This is a genomic window from Pseudomonas sp. GW456-12-10-14-LB2, assembly GCF_002884345.1.
Classification (GTDB): Bacteria; Pseudomonadota; Gammaproteobacteria; order Pseudomonadales; family Pseudomonadaceae; genus Aquipseudomonas; species Aquipseudomonas paraglycinae.
Genome location: NZ_POHV01000009.1, coordinates 162701 through 171446, shown reverse-complemented (window position 1 = coordinate 171446; position 8746 = coordinate 162701). Strand labels below are relative to the sequence as shown.

11 protein-coding genes are annotated in these 8746 nt (G+C 62.0%); 6 read left to right on the top strand and 5 right to left on the bottom strand.

All coding sequences use genetic code 11. The features are described 5' to 3' along the window. The 4 genes from C1X29_RS08655 to C1X29_RS08640 form a co-directional block, all read right to left on the bottom strand. Positions 1–719 (bottom strand): hypothetical protein (locus tag C1X29_RS08655; protein WP_102717241.1); only part of this gene is annotated, 719 nt, incomplete at its 3' end. Then, a complete protein-coding gene (locus C1X29_RS08650) occupies positions 712–990 on the bottom strand; it encodes a DUF1145 domain-containing protein (RefSeq protein ID WP_085748180.1) in 279 nt (92 codons plus the stop codon). The genes C1X29_RS08655 and C1X29_RS08650, both read right to left, overlap by 8 nt. Before the next feature lie 162 nt (positions 991–1152). Then, entirely contained in the window at positions 1153–1875 is a 723-nt protein-coding gene (locus tag C1X29_RS08645) for an OmpA family protein (RefSeq protein ID WP_102717240.1), read from the bottom strand. Between the two features lie 89 nt (positions 1876–1964). Next, complete coding sequence (locus tag C1X29_RS08640) at positions 1965–2660, bottom strand: OmpA family protein (protein ID WP_102717239.1); 696 nt, start codon at positions 2658–2660, stop codon at positions 1965–1967. A gap of 199 nt (positions 2661–2859) precedes the next feature. Between C1X29_RS08640 and C1X29_RS08635 the strand changes: the two genes are divergently transcribed. The 4 genes from C1X29_RS08635 to C1X29_RS08620 are packed head-to-tail and all read left to right on the top strand — an operon-like array spanning position 2860 to position 4567. Next, on the top strand, positions 2860–3357 hold the full coding sequence (locus C1X29_RS08635; protein WP_102717238.1) for a DUF6231 family protein: 498 nt from the start codon (positions 2860–2862) through the stop codon (positions 3355–3357). Between the two features lie 4 nt (positions 3358–3361). Continuing rightward, positions 3362–3838 carry a YchJ family protein gene (locus C1X29_RS08630; RefSeq protein WP_102717237.1) on the top strand — a complete coding sequence of 159 codons (477 nt, stop codon included), beginning with the start codon at positions 3362–3364 and terminating at the stop codon, positions 3836–3838. 31 nt (positions 3839–3869) lie between these two features. Then, complete coding sequence (locus tag C1X29_RS08625) at positions 3870–4355, top strand: LEA type 2 family protein (RefSeq protein WP_085748178.1); 486 nt, start codon at positions 3870–3872, stop codon at positions 4353–4355. Positions 4356–4360: 5 nt separating this feature from the next. Then, entirely contained in the window at positions 4361–4567 is a 207-nt protein-coding gene (locus tag C1X29_RS08620; protein WP_007955014.1) for an SEC-C metal-binding domain-containing protein, read from the top strand. 148 nt (positions 4568–4715) lie between these two features. On the opposite strand, the gene C1X29_RS08615 is transcribed toward C1X29_RS08620, so the two are convergent. Then, positions 4716–5273, bottom strand: coding sequence for a cysteine hydrolase family protein (locus C1X29_RS08615; RefSeq protein WP_102717236.1), 558 nt, complete (start codon positions 5271–5273; stop codon positions 4716–4718). A 147-nt stretch (positions 5274–5420) separates the two neighbouring features. Between C1X29_RS08615 and C1X29_RS08610 the strand changes: the two genes are divergently transcribed. Together C1X29_RS08610 and C1X29_RS08605 are read left to right on the top strand one after the other, a co-directional pair. Next, entirely contained in the window at positions 5421–6065 is a 645-nt protein-coding gene (locus C1X29_RS08610; RefSeq protein WP_102717235.1) for a glutathione binding-like protein, read from the top strand. Between the two features lie 144 nt (positions 6066–6209). Next, a complete protein-coding gene (locus tag C1X29_RS08605) occupies positions 6210–8660 on the top strand; it encodes a penicillin acylase family protein (protein WP_102717234.1) in 2451 nt (816 codons plus the stop codon). The last annotated feature ends 86 nt before the right edge of the window (positions 8661–8746 follow it).

The following is an 8746-nucleotide window of genomic DNA, read 5'->3' as shown; positions in this document are numbered from 1 at the left end:
GGCCCCGGCTGCCCGTCGGCCCCCGGCTTGCCGCTCTTGCCGCCGTCGGCGCGATAGACCAGGCAGCCCTTGGACTTGCCACCCGCCCCCGGCTTGCCGCCAGGACCGGCCGGGCCACCGGCACCGCCGGCAACTTCAACTTTGATCAGCTCGGCCGGAAACTCGCGCGGCACTTCAAGACGCACCAGCGCGCCCGGTGCACCCGGCTGGCCATCGCTGCCGTTGCTGCCATCAAAACCGTGTCCCGCCTGGCCCCAGGTGCAACCCGGCTCCTGACCGTTGGCGCCATCGAGCCCGACAAAACCCGGCGCACCGGTGCCGCCACGGGCATCGACCACCAGCTTCGGCGCATTCAACGCCTTGAATTGCAGATTCAGATTGCGCCCGGCGCGGGCGGCTTTTTCGTAGGTGCCCGGTGCACCACGGGCGGTGATCTGGCTGCCTTCGGCAAGTTGAGCGCGGATGACTTTCATCTCCAGCGCCTGTTCGCTCGGCACGATGGCGATGCGCGCTTCATGGCCCAGTTGCAATTCGCCGACACTCAGCTCGGTCACGTTCGAAGGAATCAGCAAAGTGCCGTAATCGGCGACCACCAGTTTCTCCAGTTGCAGAGTGCTGGCAGTGTTGGGCAGACGCATCAGCGAGTTGGTTTCGACGCTGACCACCTGGGCGCAGGCCAGGGGACTGATGAATGCAGCAAGCAGGCAGAGATTACGCATGGGAAGCCTCCGGAGCGGCCGGGGCCGGGATGGTTTGCAGGTGGAAAACGCCGAACAACAGGATGCGGCCACGATCACGCCAAGGGTGCGGACGACCCTTGAGGCTGCGGTTGCACAGCAGCACTTCGAGCACGTGGATCGACAGCAGCAGACCGCCGGCCAGATTGACCAGCAGGTGCAGCGGATGAACAAACGGCACCAGCTGATTGGCCAGCACCACGCAGCAGAACAGCAGGGTCAACAATCGCCCCAGCCCACAGAACACCTTCATACGCTCCCCCGTGTTGCGAATTATTCTTTGGGCGCACAGTAACGGCTTCTGCAGGGGATAAGCCAGAGGGAAAAATGAAAAAAACCGATCCACCGCCGGATGGCTGCCGGTTCGACGATGATCATCGACCGACAGCTCTAGCCTGCGGACTACAGACGCATCCTAACGATTGATGTGCAGTTCCACCCGACGGTTTTGCGCACGCCCCTCGTCCGTGTTGTTATCGGCGACCGGTTCACTCTCGCCGCGCCCTTCACTGGTGAGTTTGTTCGGTGCCAGGCCCTGGCTCAGCAAATACTCCGCCACGCTGCTGGCGCGACGTTCCGAAAGTGCCTGGTTGTAGGCATCCGAACCCTTGCTGTCGGTGTGGCCAATGACCTTGATGCTCACTACATCGGCATTGCGCAGTTTGTCCATCAATGTGTCCAGCTGGCTTTTCGCGGCCGGTTTCAGATCGGACTTGTCGAAATCGAACAGCACGTTGCCGGCATCGTTAAGGGTGATGACTTCAGTTTGCGGGGCCGGTTCGGCGAGTTTCTCGGTAACCGGGTATTGCGGCAGCGGACAGCCGCGGTGGTCGACCGGGGTATTGGCCGGGGTATCGGGGCAACGGTCGCGGCGATCGAACACGCCGTCGTCGTCTTCATCGCCATCCTGGGCATAGCAGATCAATCCGCCGGTGAGGATCCCCAGCGCAGCGCCACCGCCGGCCCAGCCGCCACTTTCGAGCGCGCCGAGACCGCCGCCGACCAGTCCGCCAATAAGGCTGCAGATCGGCCAGGTACGTTGATTGAGGGGAGCGGTGCCATCGCTGTGGGTGGCGCAACCGGTCAACAGGCTGCCCAGCAGCAGAACCGGCAAGACGGATCTTGTAAGAACACTCATCGTTAAAGCTCCTGTGTCACCGGCCCATACCGGTTACACAGGAGTAAAGACCCGCATCCGCGACTGCACAAGCCGCGGATGCGAGGGGGCTAGCGGTTGATTTTGATTTCGGTACGACGGTTCAGCGCACGACCTTCAGCAGTTTTGTTGTCTGCCACCGGCTGGCTTTCACCGGCACCGGTCACCGACACGAAGCTGCTTTGCGGTACACCGCTCTCGACCAGGTACTTGACCACCGAGTGCGCGCGGCGATCCGACAGTTTCTGGTTGTAGGCATCGCTGCCGACGCTGTCGGTGTGGCCGGTCACGGTCAGTTGCGCGGTGCTGGATTCCTGTTTCAGGCGCGAAGCGACCTTATCCAGGACCAGTTTGTCGGCCGGGGTCAGCGTGGCCTTGTCGAACTGGAAGTGAACATCGCGGATGACAATGGTTTCTTCCTTGACCACTACAGCTTCTTCGACCACTGGTGCAGGGGCTGGTGGAGGGCAACCGTCAGCATCGACCTGTACGCCTTTAGGCGTGCCCGGGCACTTGTCGCGACTGTCCGGCACACCATCGCCGTCTTCATCGCCATCACCGTGAACCCAGCAATAGGCTGCTGCCGTACCGCCGACGAGTAACGCGCCATACCCCGCCCATGCGGAGCTTTCGGTCGCACCGAGCCCCGCACCGACGACACCACCGACTGCCGCACAGGTCGGCCAGTCGGTTTTCTGCAAACCTGCGCAACCAGTCAACACACTGGTTAGCAGAACCAAGGGTAATGCTGTCCGAACTATGCTCATCTAGTTTTCTCCTGAGGGATCGGCTTAGAACCGATTCAGGGAGTAAAGACCGGAGTTTTAATCTCCGCCAGCAATAGGCCATTGCTGTTTGTGCGCCTGTTCACGGGACTTCGACGAATTTGCCGCAAACCCGCAGGACAGAGATCTAGGCCTTGGCGTCCGGGCAGGCTAGTCTTGGCGCTCTGATTGAGGAGCTTCGATGAACGTCGCCATTTCTTCCCGCACGCCGCAGCAGGCATTGGCCGCCCTGCTCGACCGCTACGCTCCGGCACGTCTGCTGCTGATCGGCGCCAGCGAGTTCCCGGCGCTGGCTGCCTTTAAGGAAGCGCACCCGGACACCTACGTCGCGCACGCCGCCCCCGGTGCGTTGCCGGCGGAACTGGCGGCCCGCCGTTTCGACCTGGCGCTGGTAGTCGACTGCCTGGAACATTTGCCCAAGCGCGACGGCCTGAATCTGTTGGGCGGGATCCGCAACCTCAACGCCAGCCGCATCGCCGTGATGGCAGACCTGCCGGCCAGCGGCTGGCAGGAAACCGATTTTTATTCCCTGGCCCTGCAAGCCAGCGAACGCTTCGCCCGGGATGAGCAGGTATTGACCCTGTTCACCTACGATCTGCTTGACTACAAACAAGTCCCCGACTGGCTCAACTCGCGATTCTGGGCCAATCCGGAAAACTTCGGGAAATACTGGTGGTAATGCAATGAGTACAGCCATTTGCCCTTGCGGCAGCGGCAACCTGCTGGATGCCTGCTGCGGTCACTATCACGCCGGCCACCCGGCCCCGTGCGCCGAAGCCCTGATGCGCTCGCGCTACAGCGCCTACGTGCTGGGCCTGATCGATTATCTGGTGGCGACCACCCTGCCCGCCCAGCAGGCGGGGCTGGATCGCCAGTCGATCAGCAACTGGAGCGCCCAGAGCACCTGGCTTGGCCTGGACGTGGAAAGTTCGGAAGTGCTCGGCGGCCAGCCGGAACACGCGTTCGTCACGTTCACCGCGCGCTGGCATGACGGTCAGGGCGAGCACAGCCACCGCGAGCGCTCGTCGTTCGTGCAGAACAACGGACGCTGGTACTTCATCGACCCGACCGTGCAACTGAAGCTGGGCCGCAACGACGCCTGCCCGTGCGCCAGCGGCCAGAAGTTCAAGAAATGCTGTGCGGGGTATTTCGGCAGCTGAAGCTAGACTGGGCAGCAAAGGGAGTTAAACCATGCTCGGTCATTGGCGCGCATTTCAGGCTTTCACACTGTTCGTGTTTCTCGGGCTTGGCGGCTGCGCGTCATGGTTTACCGACGATTCCCGCGACCCCGCCGTGCACCTGGTGAAAGTCGAAGTGGTGCGCGCCAAGTTGCTGGAACAGAAATTCATCCTGCACTTTCGCATCGACAACCCCAACGACAGCGACCTGACCGTGCGCGGCCTGGAATACCGCATACACCTGGCCGACATGCTCCTGGCCGAAGGCGAGCACGAACACTGGATCACGGTGAACCCCAAAAGCAGCGCGTTTTACAACGTACCGATCCGTACCAACCTGTGGCCGAAGGTGAAAGAGGTGGTGAAAATGCTGAAAAACCCGCACCAGCAGATTCCCTATCGACTGGAGGGCGAGATGGAAACCGGTTTATTCATCGCTCACTACGTGCACCTGGCGCGCAATGGCGTGATAATCCCCGCCGATTTGATTACGGAGTGACCCCGATGACCCAGCAACCTCATGTCCATGGCCCAGACTGCAACCACGATCATGACCATCACCACCATGATCACGACCATGGCCATGTCCACGGCCCGAACTGCGGCCACGCCCACCAGGAACCGGTGCGCAACGCCCTGAAAGACGTTGGCCGCAACGACCCTTGCCCATGCGGCAACGGCAAGAAATTCAAGAAGTGCCACGGCGCTTGATGCCTTGGGCGGAGAGCATCTTCGCCTGAGACACCGCCTTCGCGAGCAAGCCAGCTCCCACCTTTGCCTGCATTCCGTCAGAAGGAATACGGTCGAATGTGGGAGCGGGCTTGCTCGCGAAGGCACCGGCCCATTCACCGGAAGCTTTTCAGCCTGCCGCCAGAATGTGCCCGGTGCCGACCACCGTCGCATACTCCCCGTGCAAATTCCCCAGCGACATCGCATGCACCTCTTCAGCTGAACGCAAGGTGCCGAAATAGTCGGCCTTGTCGAAGGTAAAGCACGCATCCTCCGCCACCCACGCGTCAAACCCCAGATTGCCCGCCGTGCGTGCCGTGGATTCCACCGAGTTGTTCGTCGCCACGCCGACAATGATCAACTGCCCGATCGCCGACTCACGCAACTTCGCCTCAAGCCCTGTGGCACAAAACGCATCCGGTACCTGCTTCTGGATCAGCCACTCGCCGTCCTGCGGCAAAAACCTTTCCTGAAAATCCACCCCTGACTGCTCGGGCCAGAACACCGAATCCGGCGAGCGCGACAGGTGCTGCACATGGATCACCGGCCGCCCGCTGCGTCGCCAGAAGCCCAGCAAATCAAGAATCCGCTCCTCGGCCGACGGATTGTTCCGCCGCCCCAGACGCGGTTCCAGAATGCCTTTTTGCTGGTCGATGATGATCAGTGCAGCGTTGGCCTTGAGCTCCATGGCGATTTTTCTCACGCGGGGTCATTGAATTTCCCGTACTTGAGCATCACCTCCTGTGACTAAGCAAGCTATCGAACGCACACAGGACAACCTGAAGCCGGCGTTTGCTGTCCGCACGTAAGCCATTTTTCTGATTTGGAGCTTTCCATGATCGACCTGTATTACTGGACCACGCCCAACGGCCACAAGATTTCCCTGTTCCTCGAAGAAGCGGGCCTGCGCTACGACGTGCACCCGATCAACATCAGCCAGGGCGAGCAGTTCCAGCCGCACTTTCTGAAAATCGCCCCGAACAACCGCATCCCCGCGATCGTCGATCATGAACCGGCTGACGGTGGCGAACCGTTGTCGCTGTTCGAGTCCGGGGCGATCCTGCTGTACCTCGCGGAAAAGACCGGCAAGTTCCTGCCCAAGGATCTGCGTGGCCGCCAGGTGGCGCTGCAATGGCTGTTCTGGCAAATGGGCGGGCTGGGACCGATGGCCGGGCAGAACCATCATTTCAGCCAGTTTGCCCCGGAAAAAATCCCCTATGCGATTAAGCGCTACGTCGATGAAACCGCCCGTTTGTACGGGGTGCTGGACAAGCAACTGGCCAACAACGAGTTCGTTGCCGGCGCCGAATACAGCATCGCCGACATGGCGATCTACCCGTGGATCGTCTCCCACAAGTGGCAGAGCCAGAACCTGGAAGACTTCCCGAACGTGCAACGCTGGTTCAACCACATCAAGGATCGCCCGGCGACCGTGAAGGCCTACGCGCTGGTGCAGAAGATCAATCCGCCGAAGGCTTGAGTCACCCGGCCTGATCGTTCCCGTGCGCGGGAACGATCAACGGGAAGAAATAACCGCTCGCCCCGCTTGCGCGGCCCCCTCCTGCTCACTAACGTAGCGGCTTTATTGCGCCCCCAGCCTCTACACCCCCGCAGGAGCTTTGCCATGGCCTCGCCAGCCCTTTCACATTTTCTTCCCCGGTTCGGCGTTGCCGCAGCAGTGGCCGGTGTTCTGAGCCTGACCGGTTGTCAGACCTGGAACGCCCAGGACACCCTCCCGCCGACCTCCGGTGTGCAGCCGCTCAAGGGCCTGGCGCAGAACGTTTCGGTACGCCGCAATGCCATGGGCATGCCGCTGATCGAAAGCAACAGCTTCCACGACGCACTGTTCGCCCTCGGTTACGTGCACGCCAGCGACCGGATCAATCAGATGGTCACCCTGCGCCTGCTGGCCCAGGGCCGTCTGGCGGAAATGTCCGGTTCATCGATGCTCGACGCCGACCGCTACATGCGCGCCGTCAACCTGAAGAAAAGCGCCGGCGAGCTGTACAAGGCTTCGTCGCCACGGCTCAAGCGCTTCTTCGAGGTCTATGCCCGGGGCGTCAACGCCTACCTGTTCCGCTACGCCGACAAACTGCCGGGGGATCTGGCTTCCAGCGGCTACAAGCCTGAATACTGGAAACCGGAAGATTCGGCGTTGATCTTCTGTCTGCTGAACTTCAGCCAGTCGGCCAACCTGCCGGAAGAAATCGCCTCGCTGGTGCTGGCGCAGACTGTGACCAACGACAAACTGGCGTGGCTGACCCCGTCCGCTCCCGACGAAAACCTGCCGCTGGCCGAAGCCGACAAGCTGCAAGGCATCAAGCTCAACGGGCAGATTCCGGGGCTCACAGAGCTGAGCAACGCCACTGAACAACTGGCCGCCCTCAACCTGCTGGGCACTCAGTCGTCGAACAACTGGGCCATCGCCCCGCAACGCAGCCGCAGCGGGAAGAGCCTGCTGGCCAGCGACAGCCATGGCCCGCTGGCCGCGCCGTCGCTGTGGAGTTTCGTGCAGATTCGTGCACCGAAATACCAGGCCGCCGGCGTGACCGTGGCCGGTCTGCCGATGGTGCTCGGCGGTTTCAACGGCAAGGTGGCGTGGAGCCTGACCAGCGTGCTCGGCGATAACCAGGACCTGTTCCTGGAAAAAATCCGTCGTCAGGGCAGCACGTTGTCCTACGAGGTCAACGGCAAATGGCAACCGGTCGCCGTGCGCAACGAAACCTACTTCGTCAAAGGCCAGCGGCCGATTCGCGAAGCGGTGTACGAAACCCGCCATGGCGCGCTGCTCAACAGCACCCAGGCTGCCGCTCAGGGCGCAGGTTTTGGCCTGGCCTTGCAGACGCCGAGCTTCACCGACGACAAATCCCTCGATGCATTTTTCGATCTGAGCCGTGCACAGAACGTTGAGCGCGCCTCGGACGCCAGCCGGGAAATCCGCGCCATCGCGCTGAATCTGGTGTTCGCTGACGCCAGCAACATTGGCTGGCAAGTTACCGGGCGCTTCCCCAACCGCCGCGAAGGTGAAGGCCTGCTGCCGTCGCCGGGCTGGGAAGGTCGCTACGACTGGGACGGTTACGCCGACCCGATGCTGCACCCCTACGATCAGGATCCGGCCCAGGGCTGGCTCGGCACCGCCAACCAGCGGGTCATTCCTCACGGCTACGGCATGCAACTGTCCAATTCCTGGGCGGCGCCGGAGCGTGGCGAGCGCCTGGCCGAACTGGCCGGCAGCGGCAAGCATGACAGTCGCAGCGTGATCGCCATGCAGTACGACCAGACCACCACCTTCGCCGCCAAACTGAAGAAAATGTTCGAGGCACCGGGCATGTCGCAGCCGCTGAAACAGGCGATCGACGCTCTGCCGGAGGCCGAGCGCAGCAAGGCCCGCGAAGCCTATACCCGCTTGATGGCCTTCGACGGCAAGCTCAGCCCGACTTCCGCCGACGCGGCGATTTACGAGCTGTTCCTGCAGGAAAGTATGAAACAGATTTTCCTCGACGAACTCGGCCCGCAAAACAGCCCGGCGTGGAAAGCGTTTATCGCCAACGGCGATCTGTCCTACGCCGCCCAGGCCGATCACCTGTTGGGCCGCGAAGACAGTCCGTTCTGGGACGACGCCCGCACCGCGCAAAAAGAAGACAAACCGGCGATCCTCGCCCGCAGTCTGGCGGCAGCGATCAGCGCCGGCGACAGCCAATTGGGCGGCGACCGCCGGGCCTGGCAGTGGGGCAAACTGCACCGTTACGAGTGGAAGAATGCCAACGGCCAGACCGTTCGCGGCCCGATCGCGGCGGGCGGTGACCACACCACGCTCAATACGGCGGCCTTTGCCTGGGGTCAGGACTTCAACACCACGCGTGCACCGTCGATGCGCTTCATCGTCGACTTCGGTCAGAGCGAGCCGTTGATGGGACAGAACGGGACGGGGCAATCCGGGAACCCGGTGAGCCCGAACTACCTGAACGGCATCGATCCGTGGCTCAAGGGCCAGTACATCGGCTTGCCGATGCAGCCGCAGAACTTTGACCGGGTGTATGGCAAGACGCGGTTGACGCTTACCCCCGGCAAGTAACCCCCCATGATCGTTCCCACGCTCTGCGTGGGAATGCCTCAAGGGACGCTCCGCGTCCAGTGACGCGGAGCGTCACGGGCTGTATT

Bases quoted from the DNA above. Each gene is read 5' to 3' on its own strand.
- C1X29_RS08620 (WP_007955014.1), top strand. From the start codon at position 4,361: ATGACCCAGCAACCTCATGTCCATGGCCCAGACTGCAACCACGATCAT.
- C1X29_RS08615 (WP_102717236.1), bottom strand. From the start codon at position 5,273: ATGGAGCTCAAGGCCAACGCTGCACTGATCATCATCGACCAGCAAAAA.
- C1X29_RS08625 (WP_085748178.1), top strand. From the start codon at position 3,870: ATGCTCGGTCATTGGCGCGCATTTCAGGCTTTCACACTGTTCGTGTTT.
- C1X29_RS08610 (WP_102717235.1), top strand. From the start codon at position 5,421: ATGATCGACCTGTATTACTGGACCACGCCCAACGGCCACAAGATTTCC.
- C1X29_RS08640 (WP_102717239.1), bottom strand. From the start codon at position 2,660: ATGAGCATAGTTCGGACAGCATTACCCTTGGTTCTGCTAACCAGTGTG.
- C1X29_RS08605 (WP_102717234.1), top strand. From the start codon at position 6,210: ATGGCCTCGCCAGCCCTTTCACATTTTCTTCCCCGGTTCGGCGTTGCC.
- C1X29_RS08630 (WP_102717237.1), top strand. From the start codon at position 3,362: ATGAGTACAGCCATTTGCCCTTGCGGCAGCGGCAACCTGCTGGATGCC.
- C1X29_RS08635 (WP_102717238.1), top strand. From the start codon at position 2,860: ATGAACGTCGCCATTTCTTCCCGCACGCCGCAGCAGGCATTGGCCGCC.
- C1X29_RS08645 (WP_102717240.1), bottom strand. From the start codon at position 1,875: ATGAGTGTTCTTACAAGATCCGTCTTGCCGGTTCTGCTGCTGGGCAGC.
- C1X29_RS08650 (WP_085748180.1), bottom strand. From the start codon at position 990: ATGAAGGTGTTCTGTGGGCTGGGGCGATTGTTGACCCTGCTGTTCTGC.